The organism is Pseudomonas retamae (genome assembly GCF_043496865.1).
Classification (GTDB): domain Bacteria; phylum Pseudomonadota; class Gammaproteobacteria; order Pseudomonadales; family Pseudomonadaceae; genus Aquipseudomonas; species Aquipseudomonas retamae.
In genome coordinates, this window is sequence record NZ_JBIEIL010000004.1 from 25,251 (window position 1) to 48,036 (window position 22,786).

Below are 22,786 nucleotides of genomic sequence, written 5' to 3' on the forward strand. Positions count from 1 at the left end.
CTCGCTAACGATCAATTTCAGACGAGCTTCACCGGATAACCTTCTTCGCTGATCGCTTCGATGATCTGCGCGGCTTCCAGCCTGCTCTCGACGCCGACTTCTTTAGTGGCCAGGTCGACGCGCACGCTGGCTGCCGGATCCCTGGCCTGCAGGGCGTTGGTGATGGCTTTGACGCAATGACCGCAGGACATGCCTTGAACGTTGAATACTTGCATGGGATGACTCCTTTGAGTGAGGTTGTCGGCAGTTTCGAGCTTGCCACGATGGCAAGGTCAAGTTCTGGCAAAAACTGCCGGGCTGGCAATCGGCGCCGCGCTCGGCCAAGCTGCGTACATCAATGACTTCAATTGCAGGAGATGCAGCCATGCGCTGGTCAGCTTTCAGCCTGTTTGGCTTTCTCGGTTTCTTCTCAGCAGTCGCACCCGTGCAGGCTGTCGGGGAGGATTACGCGGTACTGATCATTTCCCGCGAGCGCCTGGAAGTGGCGACCTCGTGCGAAATCGGCGTGTACATTCAGGATCAGCTGTCGGCGCGACTGTTTCAGGAACAGAGCACTTCGTTCAACCTGCCGCCGGGCAATGTTTCGTTGCGCTTGAAGCTATTGCCGGGGCAAGTACCCGGTTGCAATCCAGGCTTGCTCGCCCCCGGCTCGCAGGAAATCAAGCTGCAAGCGGGCGATATACAGAAATACCGCATAGCGATGAATCAGGAAGGCATGTACCTCAAGCGCGCCGATCTCGGTTACTGAGTCGACCGGAACCTGTGGGAGCGAGCCTGCTCGCGAATACGGTACCGATCGTTCCCACGCTCTGCGTGGGAATGCAGCCATGGACGCTCTGCGTCCCAAAGCGTGACGCGGAGCGTCACCGCAGGCATTCCCACGCAGAGTGTGGGAACGATCCATAAAAAAACAGGTGCTTGACCTTGCCCGCATGGCAAGGTTGATCCTTGCAGGCATCTACTGCAGGGAGTACGACCGATGTCCGATTCCACCACTTTCGATCTGCCGATTGCCGGCATGACCTGCGCCAGTTGCGCCGGGCGTGTCGAGCGCGCCTTGAGCAAAGTCAGCGGCGCCCATGCCGTCAGCGTCAACCTCGCCACCGAACAGGCCCGCGTGCAGGCACCGGGCGACAGCCTGCCGGCGTTGCTGGCAGCGGTGGAACGCGCCGGTTACAGCGTTCCCCGGCAAACCCTCGAATTGAGTATCGACGGCATGACCTGCGCGTCCTGCGTCGGCCGCGTCGAGCGCGCCCTGAACAAGGTCGCCGGGGTGAAAAGCGTCAGCGTCAATCTCGCCAATGAACGTGCACACCTGGAATTGCTCGGTCAGGTCGATCAGCAAACGCTGCTCGACGCGGTGAGCAAGGCCGGTTACGCGGCCAGCGTCTGGCAAGCCGAATCGGCGAATACCGATAAACAGGAACAGCGCCTGAAGTACGAGCGCTGGGCACTGATCTGCGCGATCGCCCTCGCCCTGCCGCTGGTGGCGCCGATGTTGCTGCAACCGTTCGGCCTGCACTGGATGTTGCCGGCCTGGGCGCAATTCGCCCTCGCCACCCCGGTGCAATTCATTTTCGGCGCGCGCTTTTATGTCGCCGCGTGGAAAGCCGTACGCGCCGGCGCCGGCAACATGGACTTGCTGGTAGCCCTCGGCACCAGCGCCGGTTACGGCTTGAGTCTCTACGAATGGGCCACCGCCGCCGGACGCATGCCGCATCTGTATTTCGAAGCCTCGGCGGTGGTCATTGCCTTGGTGCTGCTCGGCAAATACCTGGAAAGCCGCGCCAAACGCCAGACCGCCAGCGCCATCCGCGCCCTTGAAGCGTTGCGCCCGGAACGCGCGATTCAGGTGATCGACGGCCGCGAGCAGGACGTCGCCATCAGTGCCCTACGCCTCAATGACGTGGTCCTGGTCAAACCCGGCGAACGCTTCCCGGTCGACGGCGAAGTCATCGAAGGTCAGAGCCACGCCGACGAAGCGCTGATCAGCGGCGAAAGCCTGCCGGTGCCAAAACAACCGGGCGACCCGGTGACCGGTGGCGCGATCAACGGTGAGGGGCGTTTACTGGTGCGTACGCTGGCGCTAGGCGCGGAAAGCGTACTGGCGCGGATCATCCGCCTGGTCGAAGACGCGCAAGCGGCGAAAGCGCCGATCCAGAAACTGGTGGATAAGGTCAGCCAGATTTTCGTGCCGACGGTGTTGCTGATTGCTCTGGCGACGCTGATCGGCTGGTGGCTCTACGGCGCGCCGATCGAAACCGCGCTGATCAACGCCGTCGCGGTGCTGGTCATCGCCTGCCCCTGCGCCCTCGGCCTCGCCACGCCGACCGCGATCATGGCCGGCACCGGTGTGGCGGCGCGCCACGGCATTCTGATCAAGGATGCTGAAGCACTGGAGCGCGCCCATGCCGTCAGCAGTGTGGTATTCGACAAGACCGGCACGCTGACGTCAGGCACGCCGCGTATTGCCCATCTCAGCGCGATTGATGGCGATGAAGACACCTTGCTGAAACTGGCCGGGGCGCTGCAACGCGGCAGCGAACACCCATTGGCCAAAGCGGTGCTCGATGCCGCCGCCGAACGCGGCCTCGATGTGCCGAATGTCAATGACAGCCAGTCGCTGACCGGGCGCGGCATCGCCGGTACGCTGGACGGTCGCCGCCTGGCCCTGGGCAATCGACGGCTGCTCGAAGAAAGCGAATTGAGCGCCGCACAATTGAATGACAGCGCCACGGCCTGGGAAACCGAAGGCCGCACCTTGTCGTGGCTGATCGAGCAGAGCCCGCAGCCGCGCGTGCTCGGATTGTTCGCTTTCGGTGACACGCTGAAACCCGGCGCGCTGCAAGCCGTACAGCAACTTGCTGCGCGAGATATCCACAGTCATCTGCTGACCGGCGACAACCGCGGCAGTGCGCGGGTGGTCGCCGAGGCGCTGGGCATCACCCATGTCCACGCCGAAGTGTTGCCGGCAGACAAAGCCGCAACCGTCACCGAACTGAAAAAGACCGGCGTGGTGGCAATGGTCGGCGACGGCATCAATGATGCGCCAGCCCTGGCCGCCGCCGACATCGGTATCGCCATGGGCGGCGGCACCGATGTCGCCATGCACGCCGCCGGCATCACCCTGATGCGCGGCGACCCGCGACTGGTGCCGGCAGCGCTGGAGATCAGCCGCAAGACCTACGCGAAGATCCGCCAGAACCTGTTCTGGGCCTTCGTCTACAACCTGATCGGCATTCCGCTGGCAGCGTTCGGCTTCCTCAATCCGGTGCTGGCCGGCGCGGCCATGGCGTTGTCGAGCGTCAGCGTGGTGAGCAATGCGCTACTGTTGAAAACCTGGAAACCCGACGAACTGGAGGAACAGCGATGAACATCGGCCAAGCGGCCCGGCAAAGTGGCCTCAGCGCAAAAATGATCCGCTATTACGAGTCGATCGGTTTGCTCAAGGCAGCCCATCGCACCGACGCCGGTTACCGCGTCTACGGTAGCGATGATCTGCACACGCTGGCGTTCATCAAGCGCTCGCGGGACCTGGGTTTCTCGCTGGAAGAAGTCGGCAAGCTGCTGACCCTGTGGCAGGACCGCCAGCGCGCCAGCGCCGATGTAAAGGCCTTGGCGCGCCAGCACATCGACGAGCTGAATCAGAAGATCCGCGAGCTGGGCGAGCTGCGTGACACCCTGCAGGATCTGGTCGAACACTGCAGCGGCGACCAGCGTCCCGACTGCCCGATTCTCAAGGAACTGGCGTCGGGCTGCTGCGCGCAACCCGCGCGCGCCTGAGCGCCAGCGCTTTCAGCACCAGCAGCGTGCCGAGCGGAATGCCGTGGAACAGCATGACCACGGCCCCCGGCGTCCACCACTCGTAGAACGGTGCGGCAATGAGCATGCCGATGCCGAAACCGGTCATTTGCAGCAGGGTCAGGACGCTGAAGATCGGCAGGCGAAGTTGTTCTGGCTCGCGTTGCAGGCGCGACATCAGGCTGACTTCGGACATCCCGTCACCGAGGCCAGCCGGCAAGGCAAACAACAGCAAGGCATATAGGCTGTGCTGCTGAAACATCAGGATGAATCCACAGGACATCACGGCCACGCAGAGGAAATAGCGGCGCTGCAAATCGCTGTTGCCCGTGGCCTTGAAGCGACTGGCGATGCGCGCACCGAGCAGCTTGCCGCAGGCCCACACCGCCAGCATCAGGCCCAGGGTGGTGCTCGCCGACTCGGGCGTGAGCAGTTTCGAAATGATCGGGAAGCCAACGTTGTGTGCGGCGCTGCCGAGGGTATCGGCCATGGTCACCGCGAGCATCGCCGCGACCACCGGCGCACTGCGCAGACCTTTTTTGAGGGCGGTCCATTCGCCGCGTTCGGGTGCTGGGTCGACCGTCGTGGCGGCAAAACGCAGCGGCACAATCAACAGCGCGGCCAATACATAGGTCAGCGCATTCAGGGCGAACACCGTTGCAAAACCAAACCCCGCCACCAGCAAACCGGACACCAGACTGCCGCCGACCATTGCCGCCGATGAGGCTGATGTGATCCAGGCATTGGCCTTGAGCAACTGCGCCGGCTCGATCAAGCGCGGGAGCTGGCTGTTCACGCCAATCGCGAACATCGAGTTGCCCAAACCGAGCACGAAGGCGATCAGCGGCAGCAGCAGCGCTTGTTGGCTGACCGGCACAATCAGCAGCAACGCGAGTGCGCCGGCGCGCAGCAGGTCGAAGGCGATCAACGGCACGCGGCCGCTGCAGCGGCGGTAGAACGCAGTGCCGATCAGACTGGCAAAAATCCCGCCGCCGACGCGGCTGGCGAGGAAGATGCCGACGCTCATGGCGCTGTTGCTCAGCAGGTAGACGTAAGTGGCCAGCGCGACCATGTTGAGGAAGGCGCCGAAATCGGAAATCAGCCGGGCGCTGACAATCAGCTGGAGGTTGCGCGGGGTGGGCACATTCAGTCCTTGAGTGTGGGTGGAGCGGTGGACAGTAGACTTGAATTTGTAGGGATCCGAAAGTGCCCTCACCCTAGCCCTCTCCCAAAGGGAGAGGGGACTGATTGGGGGATGCTGTGAAAATGCGCCGACCTGATAGTGCTTCACCGAATCCAAAATTAACGCGGTAGACCATTCCATAATCGACTCGGTATTTCCGGTCGATGAAGTACGCCAGACACCTCGGTCGGCCCCCTCTCCCTCTGGGAGAGGGCTGGGGTGAGGGGCTTCTGGGCTTTCAAGGCTTCCCGTTCAAACAAAAAACCCGGCCGAAGCCGGGTTTCAGTTCAAGCGTTCACTGCATCCACGGCGGTGGAGGCGGTTCCTCGGACTTGCCTTTGGGCTCGTCGTCCGCCGCACGGATGGCCTGCTTGCGTTCCTCGTCGAGGCGCGCCGCTTCGATCTCGCGCAGCACGCCGCCCACATCGGCGAGGTCTTCCGGGTCATCGAATTCACCGGTCAGCACGCTGTTGGGGTGCAAGGTACCGGCTTCGTAGAGGGCCCACATCTCCTTGGCGTACTTGGTCTTCTTCAGTTCCGGGGCGAAGCGACCGAAGTACGAAGCCATGTTGCCAACATCGCGCTCGAGCATGCTGAACGCGTGGTTGTTGCCGGCGGCGTCGACCGCTTGCGGCAGGTCGATGATCACCGGGCCGGTGGGTGTCAGCAGCACGTTGAACTCCGAGAGGTCACCGTGCACCAGACCGGTACACAACATCAGCACGATCTGCGAAATCAGAAACGCGTGATACTCGCGCGCCTGATCCGGCTCCAGCACCACGTCGTTCAGACGCGGCGCGGCGTCGCCGAACTCGTCGGCCACCAGCTCCATCAACAGCACGCCGTCGAGGAAGTCATAGGGTTTGGGCACGCGTACGCCGGCACCGGCCAGACGGAACAGCGCCGCCACTTCGGCGTTCTGCCAGGCGTCTTCGGTCTCCTTGCGACCGAACTTGGAGCCCTTTGCCATCGCGCGAGCCTGTCGGCTGTTGCGCACCTTGCGGCCTTCCTGATACTCGGCCGCCTGACGGAAACTGCGTTTGTTCGCCTCCTTGTAGACCTTGGCGCAACGTAACTGATTGCCGCAGCGCACCACATAAACAGCTGCCTCTTTGCCACTCATCAGTGGGCGCAGCACTTCGTCGACCAGACCGTCCTCGATCAGGGGTTCAATGCGTTTTGGAGTCTTCATCAGCTTTTATTGTGGGTCCTTTATTACCAAACACGCGAATGTCACTCGTTATACGGCAATCCTCGCATCACGGGGAGGGGGTGCCGACCTGTGAACGTAGAGAATGCACACACTGTGCCGGATTACAGGGCCAACTCTGCGCTCGCGCATCGACCGTGGCGAATGATAGCCGAGCCCAGCGAGTATGTTGGCCACTGCGTGCAAGGGCATTTGCGACAGAATCTGACATTGGCTGCACGACAACCCTTCGGCAGATATTTTTCAGACCGCCTCAATTTCCCCGCTGCGCAGCCGAAGCCCTGAATGACAGAGGGATCTGTTCGACAATCGTTCCACAACAACCTGCGATGCCGCGCCCAGGGAAACGGGTGATCCACAACGTTTTCGGCTGCCAATAAACCACAAGTCATCTGCACTGCGTGGGCCTACAAGAAAATCTGGAGCGCGGATGAACATTAAACAGAAATTGACGTGGGCGTTTGCAATCATCGCCTGCTTGCCAGTGGTGCTGGTCGCCACCCTCGTGGTGATGAACCTGCGCAGCGATGCCCGGGACAATTTTGTCGACAGCAGCGGCCGCGAGATCCGTCAGGTCAGCAACGCCATGCAGTTGTTTTTTGACGGCATCAGCCAGAACGTCGATTACCTGGCGTCGCAACCGCTGATCAAGAACACCGACGACAGCCTCAAGACCTACATGAGCGCCAACGCCGAAACCATCCCGCAGGGCGAGATGGACAAAAAGGTCTTCGCGTTTCTGCAGGATCTGGGCAACGCACACCCCGCTTACGCCTACGCAATTGTCGGTACCGCTGCCGGCGGTTACGTGTCGTGGCCGGACGATCCCAAGCTGAACAATTACGACCCGCGCCAGCGACCATGGTACAAGGCCGCCCAGGCCAAACCGGGCAAACCGTTTCGCACCGCGGCTTATTATTGGGCGCAGGACGATGCCACCTACGTCAGCACCGTGCGCACCATCGACAACAAACTTGGCAGCAACGGCGGCGTGGTCAGCATCGACGTGACGCTCAAGCAACTCACCGAGATCGTCAAACAGATCAAGCTTGGCGACAGCGGTTACCTGATGCTGTTGGAAAACAGCGGCACGGTGCTGGTCGACCCGAAACAGCCGGAACACAACTTCAAGCCGCTCGACAGCCTCGGCGAGGGTTATGCGCAACTGGCCAAGGCTGGCAAAGGGCTGGTGGAAGTCGAGCTCAATGGCGAGCGCTACATGGCCAACGTCTGGCCGTCGGAGCAACTGGGCTGGACCTTCGTCGGCCTGATCAAGCAGAGCGATGTGATGAGCTCTGCTACACAGCTGACCTGGTTGATCGCAATCATCGCTGCGGTGCTTGCCGTGTTGTTCGCCGTGGTCGGCGCCAGTTTCGCCAGCCTCATCGTACGGCCGATCCGCAGCGTTGCCAGTGGCCTGGAAGGCATCGCTCAGGGCGAAGGCGACCTGACCAAAAACCTCGATATCCGTGGCAGCGATGAAACCGCGCAACTGGCCAACTGGTTCAATCAGTTCCTGACGGCGATCCGCAGCCTGATCCAGCACATCGGCGGCGCGGCGGGGAAAATTCTCGCCACCTCGCAGAGCTCGACCCAGGTTTCCAGCGACATGGCCGAAGCAGCCGGGCGTCAGCGCGAAGCAGTCGATATGGTATCGACGGCTTTCCATGAAATGGTCGCCACCGCCAATGAAGTCGCGCGCTCGTGCAGTCAGGCGGCGGACTCCGCCGACAGCGGTCAGCGTCAGGCGCGGCAGGGCCAGCAGCAGATCGATGCAGCAGTGCACAGCGTCGATCAGTTGAGCCAGGAACTCGAGCAATCGGCGCAGTCGATGCAACAACTGGAGCGCGACAGCAACGATATCCAGTCGATCCTCGGCACCATCCGCTCGATCGCTGAGCAGACCAACCTGCTGGCGCTCAACGCCGCCATCGAGGCGGCGCGTGCCGGTGAACAGGGTCGCGGTTTTGCCGTGGTCGCCGACGAGGTTCGCGCGCTGGCCAAACGCACCGCGGATTCGACGGCGGAAATCGACGGCTTGCTCGGCAACCTGGCCAAGCGCACCAGCCAGGTCACCCAACAGATGCATGCCAGCCTGCAGGTCTCGCAGCAATCGGTAACACGCATCGGCGAGGCACGCGAAAGCTTCGGGCAGATCCGCGAATCGGTCGACGTGATCCGCGACATGAACACGCAGATCGCCACAGCGGCGGAAGAACAGCATCAAGTGGCGGAGGACATCAATCGGCACATCAGCCAGATTCATGGGGATGCGCAATTGGTGGCGGAGCTGGCTAATTCGGCGAGGCTGGATTCGCAGAGTCTGGCGGGGTTGTCGAATGAGCTGGATGGGTTGGTTCGTCGGTTTCGCACCTGAGACTGTTGCGATCCCCTTCCCCTCATCGGAACGCCGCCCGCCCAGCCCTCTCCCAAAGGGAGAGGGGGCCGACCGCGGTGTCTGGCGTTTTACATCGACCTGAAATACCGGGTTGATTATGGATTTAAAGATCCGCCGACTCGGTCGGTTCGGACTGTCGGAGTCCGCCGTCTGGGGTCGACTCCGGATTCAACGCTGCTCGTTCAGGTCGGCGAATCTCGCCAATATTCCCCAATCAGTTCCCTCTCCCCCCGGGAGAGGGTTAGGGTGAGGGGCTTTTCTAGCGTTAGCGTTCAATGATGGCAGTCACGCCCTGCCCACCCGCCGCACAAATCGAAATCAACCCACGCCCCTTCCCCGCCGCATCGAGCAACTTCGCCAGGTTCGCCACAATCCGCCCACCCGTTGCAGCAAACGGATGCCCGGCCGCCAGCGAGCTGCCCTTCACATTCAGCCGGCTGCGGTCGATCGAGCCCAACGGTGCGTCGAGGCCCAGGCGGGTCTTGCAGTAGTCGGGGTCTTCCCAGGCCTTGAGCGTGCACAGCACTTGCGCCGCGAACGCTTCATGAATCTCGTAGTAATCGAAGTCCTGCAGGGTCAGACCATTGCGCGCCAGCAAACGCGGCACCGCGTACACCGGGGCCATCAGCAGGCCTTCGGCGCCGTTGACGAAATCCACCGCTGCCGCTTCGCCGTCGCGCAGGTACGCGAGGATCGGCAGACCCCGTTCCTTGGCCCATTCTTCGCTGCCCAGTAGCACCACCGAGGCGCCATCGGTCAGCGGCGTGGAGTTGCCCGCAGTCAGTGTGCCCTTCGCGCTTTTTTCGAAGGCCGGTTTAAGGCTCGCCAGTTTTTCCAGGGTCAGATCCGGGCGCAGATTGTTGTCGCGGGTCAGGCCGAGGAACGGTGTCATCAGGTCGTTGTGCCAGCCTTCGCTGTAGGACGCGGCGAGCTTTTGATGACTTTCGAGCGCCAGTTGATCCTGTTCTTCGCGGGGGATCTGCCAAGTCTGCGCCATCAACTCGCAGTGCTGCCCCATCGACAGACCGGTGCGTGGCTCGCCGTTGCGCGGAAAATCCGGAATCAGATGCTGAGGCCGCAGCTGCAGAAAGGTCTTCAGTTTGTCGCCAGTGCTCTTGGCGCGGTTGGCTTGCAGGAGAATCTTGCGCAGGCCTTCGCTGACGCTGATCGGCGCATCCGAGGTGGTGTCGACGCCGCCAGCGATGCCGCAGTCGATCTGACCGAGGGCGATCTTGTTCGCCACCAGGATCGCCGCTTCCAGACCGGTGCCGCAGGCTTGCTGGATGTCGTAGGCCGGGGTGGCCGGTGACAGGCGCGAGCCGAGCACGCATTCGCGGGTCAGGTTCATATCCCGTGACAATTTCAGCACCGCGCCCGCTACCACCTCGCCGATGCGCTGGCCGTGCAGGTTGTAGCGTTCGATCAGACCTTCCAGGGCGGCGGTGAGCATCGCCTGATTGCTGGCCGTGGCGTACGGTCCGTTAGAGCGGGCGAAGGGGATACGGTTACCGCCGATGATCGCGACGCGGCGCAGCTGGGTCATGAATAACTCCTTTTCAAAATTCACGTGGAGCCCTGTGGGAGCTGGCTTGCCAGCGATGGGGCCGGCACATCCAATATCCTCGGTGGTTGACACTATGCCATCGCTGGCAAGCCAGCTCCCACAGGGTAGGTGGTCTACTCTGCTTTGCAGCGTAGGCCTTATTGCGCGGATCGAACGATTGATTGCCGTCGGCAGTCCACACTTTGAACCCCAACTTCTGGAGAGCGTTCCATGTCTGACCGCTATATCGACTTCGCCAACTCGTCCCTCGGCCATCGTCTGGTCGGGGCGTTGGGCCTGCCGACGCCGGTGCGGCTGGAACGCTGGCAGGCCGGACGCCTGCGACCGGTCGAGGGCGCGCTGCTGATCGGTGGCGGGCCGCTGGCCGAGCGCATCAGCGTATTCGCCAATCGCTTGACCGATGGCATCTACCGCTACGGCGAACAACCGGCGAGCGCCAGCGAATGGATTCCCGGTCATGGGCCGAAACTCAAGGCGGTGGTGTTCGATGCCAGCGCATTGCAGCACACCGACCAGCTCAAACAGCTGCGCGAATTTTTCCAGCCGCTGCTGAAGAACCTCGAACACAGCGCACATCTGGTCATTCTCGGCCGCGCGCCAGAAAACCTCAGCGATCCGTTTGCATCAAGTGCACAGCGCGCGCTGGAAGGCTTTTCCCGTTCACTGGCCAAGGAGCTGCGCAACGGCGGCACGCTGCAACTGATCTATGTCGGCGAAGGCGCCGAAGATCAACTCGAAGGCCCGTTGCGGTTTTTCCTCTCGCCGAAAAGCGCGTTCATCTCCGGCCAGGTGATTCGCCTCAGCCCCTGCGCCACGCCGGTCAGCGACTGGACGCGCCCGCTGGCCGGGCGCAAGGCACTGGTGACCGGCGCGGCGCGGGGTATCGGCGCATCGATTGCCGAAACCCTCGCTCGCGATGGCGCCGAAGTGATTCTGCTCGACGTGCCACCGGCCAAGTCCGATCTGGAAGCCCTCGCCGCTCGCTTGGGCGGGCGCAGCATCACCCTGGATATCTGCGCTGAAGACGCCGCCGCGCAACTGATCGAACAGCTCCCCGACGGCCTCGACATTCTGGTGCACAACGCCGGGATCACCCGCGACAAGACCCTGGCCAACATGACCCCGGAATTCTGGGACGCGGTGCTGGCGGTCAACCTCAATGCCCCGCAAGTGCTGACCAAGGCCCTGCTCGACAGCGGCACCCTGCGTGATAATGCGCGAGTGGTTCTGCTCGCCTCGATCAGCGGCATCGCCGGCAACCGCGGGCAAACCAATTACGCCGCGAGCAAGGCCGGGTTGATCGGCCTCGCGCAGGCCTGGGCGCCGACCCTGCTGCCCCGCGGCATCAGTATCAACGCCGTGGCGCCGGGTTTCATCGAGACGCAAATGACTGCGCACATTCCCTTCGGCCTGCGCGAGGCCGGGCGTCGCATGAGTTCGCTGGGCCAGGGCGGCCTGCCGCAGGATGTCGCCGAAGCAGTGGCGTGGCTGGCGCAACCGGGCAGCGGCGCGTTCACCGGGCAGGCGCTGCGGGTCTGCGGCCAAAGCGTTCTGGGGGCCTAGGCATGAGCATCGAATGGCGCACGCTGGACCGCGAACCGAACCTGCCGGCGCTGTATGCAAGGGCGGCGACGCGGCGCAAGATCACTGGCATGCAATTGCCCGACCGAGGTTTGCGCTGCTGGGTCGACATCGATAGCAAACGTCTGGCGGCGTATCGCAAGGTCTGCGGCTTTGCCGACGACGGTTTGCTGCCACCGACCTATCCACACATCCTTGCCTTCGCCTTGCAGATGCAATTGCTCACGGACAACGAATTTCCGTTTCCGCTGCTGGGGCTCGTTCATCTGAGCAACCGCATTCGCGTGCTGCGACCGCTGGGCGCGCTCAGCCGGGCGCAAGTCAGCGTGCGTGTGCACAACCTGCAAGCGCATGCCAAAGGCGCAACGTTCGATCTGTTGACCACACTGGATGATCAGCTCGGGCCGTTGTGGGAGGCGCAGAGTCAGATGCTCTGTCGTGGGGTGAAACTCGACGGCGAGCCCGGCGAGCAAATCTGGCAACCCGCGCAAGCGCTGTTGGAGGTAGCACACTGGCACGCGCCGGCAGATATCGGCCGGCACTACGCGAAAGTGTCCGGCGACTACAACCCGATCCACCTGAGCGCTGCCAGCGCAAAACTGTTCGGCTTCCCCACCGCCATCGCCCACGGTTTGTGGAACAAGGCGCGCACGCTGGCGGCATTGTCCGGGCATCTGCCCAAAGCCAATCTGGAGATTGCTGTGCATTTTCGCAAACCGGTGCGCCTGCCCAGCGAAGTGACCTTGCTGGCAAGTGCGCCGGGGTCCAGCGGCGAGCTGCGCCTGGTCGGCGCCGGTGATCTGGAGCATATGGTTGGCCAGTGGCAGCCGATTGCCTGAGCGGATCGAGCGGTAAAAGCCGTTAATTGTGTATATATAACTTAAGTTTTTTGTCCGTCACTTTGCACTGCCAAAAATTCCCAGCCTTGATTTTCAAGGCTTTTTTTTGCGCGTCTATTACTGCGGTATTAGTCCTAAGGCAGTGCGCTGCGGCACTTGTATAAAGGCGTTAATACCAACTTGAGAATGGTGCGAAATCACTGATCGACTGAGATTAGAGCCATGGACGAGGCATCGCCGACAACAGATCGGCGGGCCATCGAAGGCAACGTAACGTTGTGACAGGTGCAGGAATCTCGATCATGAAAACTCAAGTGATGCGGTCCAAATCAGCAATCGCTCTGGCATTGATCCTCTCCCTCGGCATCGCCGGCTGCAGTAGCGGCGGTGGCGGCCATCGCAGCAGTTCGGGCAGTTCAGGCGGTTCGACCGCGGACGGCACGGCTGGCACCGGCGGCACTGCTGGCGGTGGTGATACCGCAGGCACTGGTGGGACCGGCGGCACTGGCGGCGGCACCGGTGGAACGGGTGGCGGCACTGGCGGAACCGGCGGCGGCACCGATCCAACCAACCCAACCAACCCGACGGATCCCACCAATCCGACCAACCCGACCACACCCGCACTTGTGACTACCACGCTGGTGCAGGATGTCGGCAAAACCGTCAGCGGTGTCGGCGATGGCGTCGGTCAGATCGGCGATTCCCTGAGCGGCCTCCCTGTGGCCGGCGGCATCGTACAAAGCGTGGCCAACACGACGGGCAACGTAGTCAGCACTCTGGGTGACGGCGTCAGCAACGGTATCGGCAAACTGGCCACTGACCCGAAAGGCCTGACCACCACCGTAGCCTCGGTCGGCGGCGTAGTGTCGGATGTCGGCGATGGCGTATCGGACCTGAGCGGCAAACTGGCCAGCGCCACCAGCAGCGTGCCGGTGGTCGGCGGCGTGGTCACCAAAGTGGCCCCGGTTCTCGATGGCGTCGGTGTGAAGGTCACCATGCTGGGCGACACCCTCAACACCACCCTGAGCAATGGTCCGACCAGCCAGCTGACCAATAAAGTCGGCAGCAGCCTGGTCCCGGTGATCGCCATGGTCGAGAGCACCACTGACAAACTCGGCGCTACCACCGGCCTCGGCGATCCGCTCAAAGGCGCGGTGGCGCAAGTGGGCGGCGCGGTGAACGCCCTTGGCGGTAAGGTCACTGGCGCCGGTAGCGGCAATGCGCTGACCAATACCCTTGGCGGTGCCTTGAGCAACACCGGCACCGCGGTCGGCAAAGCCGGTGGTCTGGTGTCCAACGGCACCGGTTCGGGCACTGGCGGTGGTCTGGGTGGCGGCCTCGGCGGCACCGGCCTGCTGCAGACGGTCGGCGGTGCGGTGGTCAACGTCGGCACAGGCCTGAATGCGGGTAACACCAATGGCGTGGTCAGTGCCGGTGGTGTGACCGCTGGCGGGTTGGGCAATACCATCGCTTCGCTCAACACCGTACTCGGTGGCTCGGGCACTCCGATTACCGCGACGACATCACCACTGGCTACGGTTGGCGCTGCTGTCGGCGCTGGCCTGAACCCGGTCACCAGCGCGGTCACCAGTGTCACCCAGCAAGTCGGCGCTGCCACTGGCCTTGGCTCACCCGTTGCCGGCCTCACCGGCCAGGTTGGTGGCGCGGTCAGCAGCCTCGGCAACACCATCGCCGCGACTAACAACCCGGTCACTACAGCGGTCGGTGGTCTGGTCAACAACGTCGGCGGCACTGTCGCGGCGGTGGGTGGCCTGGTCAACGGCGGCACCACCAGCGGCGGCACGGCAACCGGTGGTCTGGGCGGGGTACTCGGTGGTCTGACCGGCACGCTGGGAGGCAACAAACGCTAAATTGCACCTGGCCGATTCGACGGCCTTACCTACAGCGCCTACGCTTGGTTGAGGGCGGAAGATTCCCACGAGTCTTCCGCCTTTTTTCTCAGGAAAAATCCGCCCAGTGCTGCGATCTGACCATGGAGTGTCCTATGCGCGTAATGGCATCCCTGCTGCTGCTCAGCCTCACCTCCACCGCCCTCGCCGAGACCCTGCCCAGCTTTCTCAACAGCAACGAAACGATCCGCAACCTGCCCCAACCAAACCTGCCAGCCGACGCCTATCGCCCGAGCGCCACGCCGCTGCAAGTGCCGGATCCGGGCGCGACTGCCGCGCAGCCTTTGCTGATGGAGACCAAAGTCAACCTGAAGACCGTGCAGATCGAAGGCGGCACGATCTATCCGCTCAACGAACTGGCCGAAGTCTACAAACCGCTGATCGGCCGACAGACCCGCCTTGCCGACCTGATCGAAGCCACGCGCAACATCACCCGTCGCTATCAACAGGACGGCTACCTGTTGTCCTACGCATTTTTGCCACAACAGAATTTCGACGATGGCGTGGCCCGGGTGGTGCTGGTGGAAGGCTACGTTCGCGATGTCCAGATGCAGGGCGACGTCGGCCGGGTCAAAGGCCTGCTCGACAAACTGGCGGCGAAAATCCAGGCCGAACGGCCGCTGACCCGCAAGACCTTCGAGCGTTACACCACGCTGATGACGCGCATCCCCGGCGTGACGATCCAGGCCCAGGTGCCGCCACCGGGCACCACCGATGGCGCCACCACGCTGATCGCCCAGGCCAGCCGCAAACCGTTCACCAGCACCCTGAGCACCACCGAAGACAACCGCAACGGCCCGCAGGCCCTGCTCGGCGTCAGCAGCAATTCGCAGACGTCGCTGGGCGAACAACTGAGCCTCAGCGGCCTGTTTCCACCGGGCGATGACAAAGAGCATTACTACCGACTCGACTACAGCCAGTTTCTCGACAGCGAAGGCACCCAACTGAACCTCTCGGCCTCACGCTATCGCGCCGACCCCGACACCGAAGTGCTGGTCAACGGCGGCGGACGGCTCAGCACCCATCGTGAAAACGACCGCTACTCGATCGGCTTCAGCACACCCTTGATCGCCTCTGCCAACGAACTGCTGACCGCCGGCTCACGTCTCTACGCCGTCGACGACAAGACCCGCTACGACGGCATCAACTTCCCGTTCAGCACCGAGTTGCGTACCGACGTACGCGCCCTCGCCTTCGAAGGCGACTGGCGCAAAGCCGACGCCCGCCAACTGCGCATCCTTAGCGCCGGCGTCTACCAAGGCTTCGACAGCCTCGGCGCGAACACCAACTACGACGACATCGACCTGGACTTCTTCCGCGTACGCCTGTCCGGCGTGCAAAGCGACAAATTCCTCGACAACTGGCAAGGCGTCCTCTCGGCCGCGCTGTACTGGAGCGACGACACCCTGCCCGACAGCGAACGCGCGGTATTCGGCGGCCAGAACTTCGGCCGCGGCTACCCCGACGACCAGGCCTCCGGCGACAAGGGCTGGGGCGTGGCGTACGAGGTCAACTACAGCTTCAACCGCGACGGCAACTGGCTGCGCATCCTGCAACCGTACATCGTCCTCGACCGCTCGCGCAGCTGGTTCAACCAACTGCCGGTGCAGGCCAACAACCTCTCCTCGACCGCCATCGGCCTGCGGTTTGGCGACGCCAGGTACTACAACATATCGCTGGAAGTGGCCAAGGCCATGTCCGATGAAGCACTGGACACGTTGAATCGCAAACCGCGGTATAGCGTTAGTTTCAGTTATCAGTTGTAGGGGGAGGATGTTCGCGATGGTGGTTCGGCAATTAAGCTTGTTCAGGCTGAATCACCGCATTCGCGAGCAGGCTCGCTCCCACCATTGGACTGGGTGCGTTCTGGAAAATAGTGGTCGGCTGTGAGGACGCTATCGCGAGCAGGCTCACTCCTACCATTGGAGTGTGTGTTTTCAGTTAGAGGTTAGGTGGCTGTGAGAACGCTATCGCTGGCAAGCCAGCTCCCACAGGTTTTGCGCTGATTTCATGATCGGTGCGTGAGCAGTGGGAGTCGGCCTGCTGGCGATGAATGATAATGCGGGGGGAGCTGTCGATCAGGCCTGGTAGCCAAAAGCCGACCCTCACCCTAGCCCTCTCCCGGAGGGAGAGGGGACTGACCGCGGTGTTTGGGCGAGGTACGCCACCTCAGATACCGAGTCGAATGCGAATTTTGAATGGCCCACAAATCGGCTCCCTCTCCAGGGGGAGAGGGCTGGGGTGAGGGGCGAATACACCACAAATCCCAAGCCGAACAACCGCTTCTAACCACTCAACAATGAGCATTAGCTCGCGTGCCCTTGATCTTGCGTCACCAGCGACATCGGAAGGCTGAGTGGAGGGATCGATCCGGGCGTGGGAGCGCAGCGACCGTACGACGAAGTCGTACACAGCGGAAGGAGGTGCAGCGAAGCAAACCGTAGCCGCTGCGCCCGGATCGATCCCGGAGCGAAGGGACCCGAGCCTGCGAGGGCCGTACGTAGGAGCAAGACTTTTGGTTCCTTTTTGGCGTCTGAAAAAGGGACTCGCCGTAAGGGCGAAACCGCCAGCAGCACCACCCGAAGCAACGGATAAACCCCCAAACCCCAAGAACCCGGTCGGCCCAAAGGCCGCCGCGATCACCCCCCCCGAACCTTGGGAAACAAATTATCCAGCGTCTCAAAAAGCCGAACGTGATAAATCGGCTTGCGAAACAGATCCAGCACCTGCAACCGCAACATATCGCTGACATCCTCCATATCCGCATGCCCCGACATCACAATCACCGGCAAATGCTCCCGCGCCGTATGCTCACGCAAGCGCCGGATCAGCGACATCCCCGACTCCTCCGGCATACGCAGATCAGTAATCACCAACGCAATATCCGGATGCCGGGTCAGATGCTGCAACGCCAGCTTCACCGACGTTGCGGTATGACAAACAAAACCCTCCCCCTCCAGCAACTCCGCCAACTCCAGCAACGCGTCCTCTTCATCGTCAACCAGAAGCAACTGTTGCCGGGGCATAGGGACAGAATTCATGGGCAATCCCTGAAAACGGAAAGTAAACCAGAGTGTAGCCCGAGATCAGCCAACGGCGACCAACGCCGCAATCAAGGCGTTGGCCGAGCCACAGCGGTCCCACCCAGAGTGGTCAGCACGTTGTTGAAGATCGCCAGCACCCGGTCGCCCAACGGAGTAACAAACGCCACAACCACCACGGCGACCATCGCCACGACAATCGCATATTCAATCGCCGAAGCGCCCTCCTCGCTCTTGAACAACAAACGGGCCTTGGCCATCAGATATTCCAGATTCATGCCCAACATACGCCTGCTCCTTCGCGCCTCTGGCGCCGACATCACCACCGCGGCAAGGTTCCACCGTGCAACATGAGCATTGTCAACAAACCCCCGCCCCACAACTGTAAGAACGGATTAATCACAAAGCATTAATCCATGCCTGTGCGCGCCATTTCCTGCTGTTAATTGGCCAGGGCCCATACTTTAGTGGGTTATTTGCCTGTCATTAATGGCGCTTTTGTACAGATCAGCTAGCGTGGAAATAGCGAAATAGTTGCATGTTCATAGCTGCAGAATCGGGAATTTCTCTCGTTAACAAGTTCGACGGGTAGTGCAGCAGGAAAGGGAGAGCCGTCATGAACAGTCGCGTCACCATGGCCCTTGCCGCCATCCTCTTGCTGGGCGCGATTTTTGTCGGTTATTGGGGGCTGGTCCTCAGTCGACAGCCGGCCCCCGTCGCGCAAGCACCGATCGCCCCGGCGGTCAGCGTTGAAAATACTGTCGCGATCGCCGAAGACCAGACTCGCCAACCGGTGGTGGTGCTGCTGCACGATGTGCCGCCGTTCGCCGCACTGACGGCGGCCGATGTGACCGTGGAAAAACTGCGCAGCGCGCCGGCCGGCAGTTTGAGCAATGTCGATCAGGCCATCGGTCGCACACCCTGGCGTTCCTTGAGCGCCGGCACCTGGCTCAACGATGAAAGCTTCAACGCCGGCGGAGCATTGGCGCGGATGATCCGCAGCGATGAGCGCGCGCTGACCGTGGCAGTTGACGAAGTGATCGGCGCGGCCGGGCAATTGCTGCCCGGCGATTACGTCGATGTGTTGCTGTACCTGCGTCAGGACGCCAGTAACCCGCAGCAGTCGGCGCAGATCGTTTTGCCGGCGATGCGTGTGCTTGGGGTCGGCGAGCAGTACGGCCTGACAAACGATGGCCAACCGACCACGCCGGCGATGAGCGCCGAAGACAAACTCAAACAGGATCAACGCCGCCTCGCCGCACGCACGGTGGTGCTCGCAGTGCCGCAGCAATTGCTCAGTCGCCTGATGCTCGCCACCCAGGCCGGCACCTTGCGCCTGGCCGTGCGCAGCAGCGAAGAACAACGTCTAGCGAAATACTGGGCCGGTGAGAAACAGTCCCCGGCGCACCTCGATGACGCCAACAGCCAGCTCTTCCAGTTCACCCAACTGGCCATGGGCAGCGCAGCGAAAACACCGTCCAGCAGCGGCTCAAACACAATCGCGCGCCCGGCGGTGGAAATCATCCGCGGCAATCAGCTCAGCCAACAGAATCCATGACAGCGCAAGGATCCAGGTGCATGCAGAGTCGTTGCAGGTCGACAGGGAAACACATGCTCCGTGTCTTGATGGTGATGGGACTGTCGACGGGTGCGGCATCAGCGGCCGTCGGCAGTTGCTCGACCCTCGGCCGTTTGCCGCCGGTGATCGAGATCGGCGAAGGCTTTCAACAGGACGTGCAGTCGCCCGTAGCGATCACCCGTCTGGCAATCGGCGATCCGAAAATCGCCGACGTGCACGCCAACGGCAGTTCATCGTTTTTGCTCACTGGCGTGGCGCCCGGCGCCACCAGCCTGATGGTCTGGACATCCTGCTCAAGCGAGCCGCGCCAGAGCATGGTCTTTGTCCAGGGCGCCGCCACTGCAGCGATGACCGGGACACTGCCTTCAGACGATCCAAGCCTGCCGTCACAGGTACAGACCGATATCCGTTTTGTCGAAGTCAGCCGGACCAAACTCAAGGAAGCCACCGCCTCGCTGATCGGTACGCGCGGCAATTTCCTTTTCGGTTCGCCCGGCACCTTGCCGCCGATTGCCGGGGTGCCACAGCCACGCCTGCCGGTGGATAACTCGCTGTTCAACTTTTCGTGGGTCGGCGGCAAGACCATGGCGATCATCAATGCCCTGGAAACCAGTGGTTTCGCCTACACCCTCGCCCGTCCGAGTCTGGTGGCGCTGAACGGCCAGAGCGCGAGCTTCCTTGCCGGCGGTGAAATCCCGATTCCGGTGCCCAGTTCCGGCAGCGACAGCGTGTCGATCGAGTACAAGGAATTCGGCATCCGCCTGACCCTGACGCCGACCATCATCGGCCGCGATCGCATCGCCCTGAAGGTCGCCCCGGAAGTCAGCGAACTGGACTTCGCCAACGCGGTGAACATCGCCGGCACCACGGTGCCCGCACTGACCATCCGCCGCACCGACACCAGCGTGTCGCTGGGCGATGGCGAAAGCTTCGTGATCAGCGGTTTGATCAGCACCACCAACAGTTCGCAGGTGAACAAGTTTCCCGGCCTGGGCGACATCCCGGTGCTCGGCGCGTTTTTCAAAGGCTCGCAGATCAAGCGCGAAGAACGTGAACTATTGATGATCGTCACGCCGCATCTGGTGCAGCCACTGGCGGCGGACGCGCAATTGCCGTCGCTGCCCGGTGAAAAACTGCGCAACTATGACCCGAATTTCTACCGCATGTTTTTCCTTGAGAACGGCAACTTCGACAAGCGCAGCGGGTTATCGCAATGAGCCAGCACCTCAGCCAGACGTTCCTCGCCATCACCCGCAACAGCACTGATCTTGAGTGGCTGCAAGGTGCGCTGGCGCCGCTCGGCCAAGTGGTCAGCGCCGGTGGCGGCAGCCTCGACGAGTTGCTGGCACTGGTCGACGTCACCTTCGCCAGCCTGGTGTTTGTCGGCCTCGATCGCGAGCACGTGGTCGCGCAGAGTGCCTTGATCGAGGGTGCGCTGGAGGCCAAACCGATGCTGGCAATCGTTGCCCTCGGCGACGGCATGGACAATCAGCTGGTGCTCAATGCCATGCGCGCCGGTGCGCGGGATTTTGTCGCCTATGGCTCACGCTCCAGCGAAGTCGCCGGGCTGGTAAGGCGCTTGAGCAAACGCCTGCCGCCAGTGGCGCCGAACACGCAACTGGGCGGGCTCACGGTGATGTACGGCGTGCAAAGCAGCTCGGACGGCGCACTTGTGGCCAACCACATGGCGCTGGTAGTGCAAAAGAGCGGCCAGCAGACCTTGCTGCTCGACCTCGGTCTGCCGCGCGGCGACAGCCTGGCGTTGCTCGGGCTGGAGAGCTCGTTTCATTTCGGCGATGCCTTGCGCCACTTGCGCCGGCTCGATGCGACCCTGATCGACAGCGCCTTCACCAGCACCGAAGCCGGCCTGCGCATCCTCGCCTATGCCAGCAATGATGAGCCGCTGGAAAACACCAGCGCCGCCGAGCTGTACATGCTGCTCAGTGCCCTGCGTCAGCACTTCCAGCACATCGTCGTGAACCTCACCGGGCAGAGCGACAGCGAAGCCTTGCGCACCTTCGTCAGTCATTGCGACAAGCTGCTCTGGTACACCGACCAGAACGTGCTCAACTGCCGACGCAACCTCGCCGTGCTCAACCTGTGGCGCGAAAAAGGCATGAAGCTCGACCACGGTCGCCTGTTGATTGACCGCTACCTGAGCAGCGTCGCGCCGAGCGCGGAAACCCTCGGCAAGACCTTCAACCTCGAAGTGATCGCCACCCTGGCCCTGACCCCCGAAGTGCGCCTGAACGCGAAAAACCAGGGCGTCAGCCTGTTCGAACTGGCCCCACGGGAAAAACTCACGCAGAGCCTGCGCGCCCTTGGCGAGCGTCTGGCGAAACGCTCCGAGGGGCTGGCGAAACCCAAAGTCACCTGGTTCGACCGCTTGCGAGGCAGTTCATGAGCGCAGAAAAACTGTTCGGCGCCGCCCCGCGCGCCGACAACGGCAACAGCGATCACGAAGGCCTGAAACTGGTCCTGCATCGCTACATCATCGATGCCCTTGAGGAGTCAGGGAAAAATCTTCTGGAAGGCTCGCGGCAGCAGCTCGCGCAATTCGTCACCGACAAGGTTGCCGAGTACATCGCGCGTCTGCACCTGGCGATTTCCCGCTATGAGATGGAGCGGCTGGCGGAAGAAATCGTCGACGAACTGACCGGTTTCGGCCCGCTGGAGGTGCTGCTGCGCGACCCATCGGTGACCGAGATTCTGGTCAACGGCCCGCACCGGGTGTTCATCGAACGCGACGGTGTGCTGCATCAAAGCGATCTGCGCTTTATCGATGCACATCACGTCGAGCGGGTCATGCAGCGGATTCTGGCGCCGCTCGGGCGGCGCCTCGACGAGTCCTCGCCGATGGTCGATGCGCGCCTGCCCGATGGCAGCCGGGTCAATGCGATCATTCCGCCGATCGCCCTCGACGGCCCGTGCCTGTCGATTCGCAAATTTCGCAAGGACATGCTCAAGAGCAGCGATCTGATGGCGATGCAGACCATCGACCTGGCGATCTTCGAGTTTTTTCAGAACGCGGTCGGCAAGCGCTGCAACATCCTCATCAGCGGCGGCACCGGCACCGGCAAGACCACGCTGCTGAACATTCTCAGCCAGTTGATCAATCCCCACGAACGTCTGGTGACCATTGAGGACGTCGCCGAATTGCAGCTCGGTCACCCGCATGTGGTGCGTCTGGAAACCCGCCCGCCAAATGCCGAAGGCCACGGTGAAGTAAAAGCCAGCGACCTGATTCGCAACGCTCTGCGCATGCGCCCGGACCGGATCATTCTCGGCGAGATTCGCGGCGTTGAAGTAGTCGATGTTCTCACCGCGATGAACACCGGCCATGACGGTTCGATGAGCACCGTGCACGCCAACAATGCTCAGGATGCGTTGCTGCGGCTGGAAACCCTGGTCGGTCTGACCGGCCGCTCAATCGCTGAGCGCACCTTGCGCCAGATGATCTGCGCCGCGCTTGACGTGATCATCCAGTTGACGCGCATGCCCGACGGGCGCCGCTGCGTCAGCGAAGTGGTGGAAGTGGTCGGCGTTCGCGAAGACGTCTACGTCACCAACACCCTGTTCCGCCTCGACCGCCGCACAGGTTTTGGCTTTCTGCGCGAAGCGGTCAACCCGGCCGGCGACAAGCTGCGCTTTGACGCGCATTCGGTCTGACGGCGAGGAGC

Annotated in this window: 17 protein-coding genes and 2 pseudogenes; 13 read left to right on the plus strand and 6 right to left on the minus strand. The window is 62.3% G+C overall.

Annotated elements, in window-relative coordinates; translation table 11 throughout:
* Positions 1-17: 17 nt before the first annotated feature.
* Entirely contained in the window at positions 18-215 is a 198-nt protein-coding gene (locus ACGSLL_RS09025; protein WP_394505070.1) for a heavy-metal-associated domain-containing protein, read from the minus strand.
* Between the two features lie 149 nt (positions 216-364).
* Between ACGSLL_RS09025 and ACGSLL_RS09030 the strand changes: the two genes are divergently transcribed.
* The 3 genes from ACGSLL_RS09030 to cueR all read left to right on the plus strand — a co-directional run bounded on the left by ACGSLL_RS09030 (position 365) and on the right by cueR (position 3,783).
* The gene (locus ACGSLL_RS09030) at positions 365-748 is read left to right on the plus strand and encodes a hypothetical protein (protein ID WP_394505072.1); all 384 of its coding nucleotides are present in this window, start codon (positions 365-367) and stop codon (positions 746-748) included.
* 231 nt (positions 749-979) lie between these two features.
* Positions 980-3,373 carry a heavy metal translocating P-type ATPase gene (locus ACGSLL_RS09035; protein ID WP_394505074.1) on the plus strand — a complete coding sequence of 798 codons (2,394 nt, stop codon included), beginning with the start codon at positions 980-982 and terminating at the stop codon, positions 3,371-3,373.
* On the plus strand, positions 3,370-3,783 hold the full coding sequence (gene cueR, locus ACGSLL_RS09040; RefSeq protein ID WP_090281149.1) for a Cu(I)-responsive transcriptional regulator: 414 nt from the start codon (positions 3,370-3,372) through the stop codon (positions 3,781-3,783). Before ACGSLL_RS09035 ends, cueR begins: the two co-directional genes overlap by 4 nt.
* Here cueR and ACGSLL_RS09045 read toward each other — a convergent pair.
* Together ACGSLL_RS09045 and ACGSLL_RS09050 are read right to left on the minus strand one after the other, a co-directional pair.
* The gene (locus ACGSLL_RS09045) at positions 3,737-4,945 is read right to left on the minus strand and encodes an MFS transporter (protein ID WP_394505077.1); all 1,209 of its coding nucleotides are present in this window, start codon (positions 4,943-4,945) and stop codon (positions 3,737-3,739) included. The two genes, cueR and ACGSLL_RS09045, sit on opposite strands and share 47 nt — an antisense overlap.
* A 334-nt stretch (positions 4,946-5,279) precedes the next feature.
* The gene (locus ACGSLL_RS09050; RefSeq protein ID WP_090281144.1) at positions 5,280-6,176 is read right to left on the minus strand and encodes a PA4780 family RIO1-like protein kinase; all 897 of its coding nucleotides are present in this window, start codon (positions 6,174-6,176) and stop codon (positions 5,280-5,282) included.
* A 604-nt stretch (positions 6,177-6,780) separates the two neighbouring features.
* On the opposite strand from ACGSLL_RS09050, the pseudogene ACGSLL_RS09055 reads away from it, so the two are divergent.
* Both ACGSLL_RS09055 and ACGSLL_RS09060 read left to right on the plus strand, forming a co-directional pair.
* Positions 6,781-7,713: pseudogene (locus ACGSLL_RS09055) on the plus strand (cache domain-containing protein); the annotation flags it as partial.
* A gap of 258 nt (positions 7,714-7,971) precedes the next feature.
* Positions 7,972-8,571 (plus strand): annotated as a pseudogene (locus ACGSLL_RS09060) (methyl-accepting chemotaxis protein); the annotation flags it as partial.
* Positions 8,572-8,857: 286 nt separating this feature from the next.
* Here the strand turns inward: ACGSLL_RS09060 and ACGSLL_RS09065 are convergent.
* Positions 8,858-10,135 carry an acetyl-CoA C-acetyltransferase gene (locus ACGSLL_RS09065; protein ID WP_394505080.1) on the minus strand — a complete coding sequence of 426 codons (1,278 nt, stop codon included), beginning with the start codon at positions 10,133-10,135 and terminating at the stop codon, positions 8,858-8,860.
* Positions 10,136-10,366: 231 nt separating this feature from the next.
* Between ACGSLL_RS09065 and ACGSLL_RS09070 the strand changes: the two genes are divergently transcribed.
* The 4 genes from ACGSLL_RS09070 (at position 10,367) to ACGSLL_RS09085 (ending at position 16,252) form a co-directional block, all read left to right on the plus strand.
* Positions 10,367-11,719 (plus strand): 3-oxoacyl-ACP reductase, encoded by a 1,353-nt coding sequence (locus tag ACGSLL_RS09070; RefSeq protein WP_394505082.1) that lies wholly within the window; start codon positions 10,367-10,369, stop codon positions 11,717-11,719.
* 2 nt (positions 11,720-11,721) lie between these two features.
* Positions 11,722-12,576, plus strand: coding sequence for a MaoC family dehydratase (locus ACGSLL_RS09075; RefSeq protein ID WP_394505084.1), 855 nt, complete (start codon positions 11,722-11,724; stop codon positions 12,574-12,576).
* Positions 12,577-12,878: 302 nt separating this feature from the next.
* Entirely contained in the window at positions 12,879-14,447 is a 1,569-nt protein-coding gene (locus ACGSLL_RS09080; protein ID WP_394505086.1) for a collagen-like triple helix repeat-containing protein, read from the plus strand.
* Positions 14,448-14,581: 134 nt separating this feature from the next.
* Positions 14,582-16,252, plus strand: coding sequence for a ShlB/FhaC/HecB family hemolysin secretion/activation protein (locus ACGSLL_RS09085; RefSeq protein WP_394505088.1), 1,671 nt, complete (start codon positions 14,582-14,584; stop codon positions 16,250-16,252).
* Positions 16,253-17,125: 873 nt separating this feature from the next.
* On the opposite strand, the gene ACGSLL_RS09090 is transcribed toward ACGSLL_RS09085, so the two are convergent.
* Both ACGSLL_RS09090 and ACGSLL_RS09095 read right to left on the minus strand, forming a co-directional pair.
* Positions 17,126-17,527 carry a response regulator gene (locus ACGSLL_RS09090; protein WP_208938858.1) on the minus strand — a complete coding sequence of 134 codons (402 nt, stop codon included), beginning with the start codon at positions 17,525-17,527 and terminating at the stop codon, positions 17,126-17,128.
* A gap of 71 nt (positions 17,528-17,598) precedes the next feature.
* Entirely contained in the window at positions 17,599-17,805 is a 207-nt protein-coding gene (locus ACGSLL_RS09095) for a Flp family type IVb pilin (RefSeq protein WP_332765872.1), read from the minus strand.
* Between the two features lie 338 nt (positions 17,806-18,143).
* Here ACGSLL_RS09095 and cpaB point away from each other — a divergent pair, with 338 nt between their 5' ends.
* From cpaB to ACGSLL_RS09115, 4 genes are read left to right on the plus strand one after another with little or no spacing between them, the layout of a single operon-like run.
* Positions 18,144-19,085, plus strand: a complete 942-nt coding sequence (gene cpaB, locus ACGSLL_RS09100; protein WP_394505091.1) for a Flp pilus assembly protein CpaB — start codon at positions 18,144-18,146, stop codon at positions 19,083-19,085.
* 20 nt (positions 19,086-19,105) lie between these two features.
* A complete protein-coding gene (locus ACGSLL_RS09105; protein ID WP_394505093.1) occupies positions 19,106-20,323 on the plus strand; it encodes a type II and III secretion system protein family protein in 1,218 nt (405 codons plus the stop codon).
* Entirely contained in the window at positions 20,320-21,510 is a 1,191-nt protein-coding gene (locus ACGSLL_RS09110; protein WP_394505095.1) for an AAA family ATPase, read from the plus strand. Before ACGSLL_RS09105 ends, ACGSLL_RS09110 begins: the two co-directional genes overlap by 4 nt.
* A complete protein-coding gene (locus ACGSLL_RS09115) occupies positions 21,507-22,775 on the plus strand; it encodes a CpaF family protein (protein WP_394505097.1) in 1,269 nt (422 codons plus the stop codon). The genes ACGSLL_RS09110 and ACGSLL_RS09115 overlap by 4 nt, the downstream gene beginning before the upstream one ends.
* Positions 22,776-22,786 lie beyond the last annotated feature (11 nt).

Coding starts and splice junctions, on each gene's coding strand:
- ACGSLL_RS09090 (WP_208938858.1), bottom strand. CDS start 17,527: ATGAATTCTGTCCCTATGCCCCGGCAACAGTTGCTTCTGGTTGACGAT.
- ACGSLL_RS09095 (WP_332765872.1), bottom strand. CDS start 17,805: ATGAATCTGGAATATCTGATGGCCAAGGCCCGTTTGTTGTTCAAGAGC.
- ACGSLL_RS09085 (WP_394505088.1), top strand. CDS start 14,582: ATGCGCGTAATGGCATCCCTGCTGCTGCTCAGCCTCACCTCCACCGCC.
- ACGSLL_RS09105 (WP_394505093.1), top strand. CDS start 19,106: ATGCAGAGTCGTTGCAGGTCGACAGGGAAACACATGCTCCGTGTCTTG.
- ACGSLL_RS09030 (WP_394505072.1), top strand. CDS start 365: ATGCGCTGGTCAGCTTTCAGCCTGTTTGGCTTTCTCGGTTTCTTCTCA.
- ACGSLL_RS09065 (WP_394505080.1), bottom strand. CDS start 10,135: ATGACCCAGCTGCGCCGCGTCGCGATCATCGGCGGTAACCGTATCCCC.
- cpaB (WP_394505091.1), top strand. CDS start 18,144: ATGAACAGTCGCGTCACCATGGCCCTTGCCGCCATCCTCTTGCTGGGC.
- ACGSLL_RS09070 (WP_394505082.1), top strand. CDS start 10,367: ATGTCTGACCGCTATATCGACTTCGCCAACTCGTCCCTCGGCCATCGT.
- ACGSLL_RS09025 (WP_394505070.1), bottom strand. CDS start 215: ATGCAAGTATTCAACGTTCAAGGCATGTCCTGCGGTCATTGCGTCAAA.
- ACGSLL_RS09075 (WP_394505084.1), top strand. CDS start 11,722: ATGAGCATCGAATGGCGCACGCTGGACCGCGAACCGAACCTGCCGGCG.
- ACGSLL_RS09110 (WP_394505095.1), top strand. CDS start 20,320: ATGAGCCAGCACCTCAGCCAGACGTTCCTCGCCATCACCCGCAACAGC.
- ACGSLL_RS09080 (WP_394505086.1), top strand. CDS start 12,879: ATGAAAACTCAAGTGATGCGGTCCAAATCAGCAATCGCTCTGGCATTG.
- cueR (WP_090281149.1), top strand. CDS start 3,370: ATGAACATCGGCCAAGCGGCCCGGCAAAGTGGCCTCAGCGCAAAAATG.
- ACGSLL_RS09115 (WP_394505097.1), top strand. CDS start 21,507: ATGAGCGCAGAAAAACTGTTCGGCGCCGCCCCGCGCGCCGACAACGGC.
- ACGSLL_RS09035 (WP_394505074.1), top strand. CDS start 980: ATGTCCGATTCCACCACTTTCGATCTGCCGATTGCCGGCATGACCTGC.
- ACGSLL_RS09050 (WP_090281144.1), bottom strand. CDS start 6,176: ATGAAGACTCCAAAACGCATTGAACCCCTGATCGAGGACGGTCTGGTC.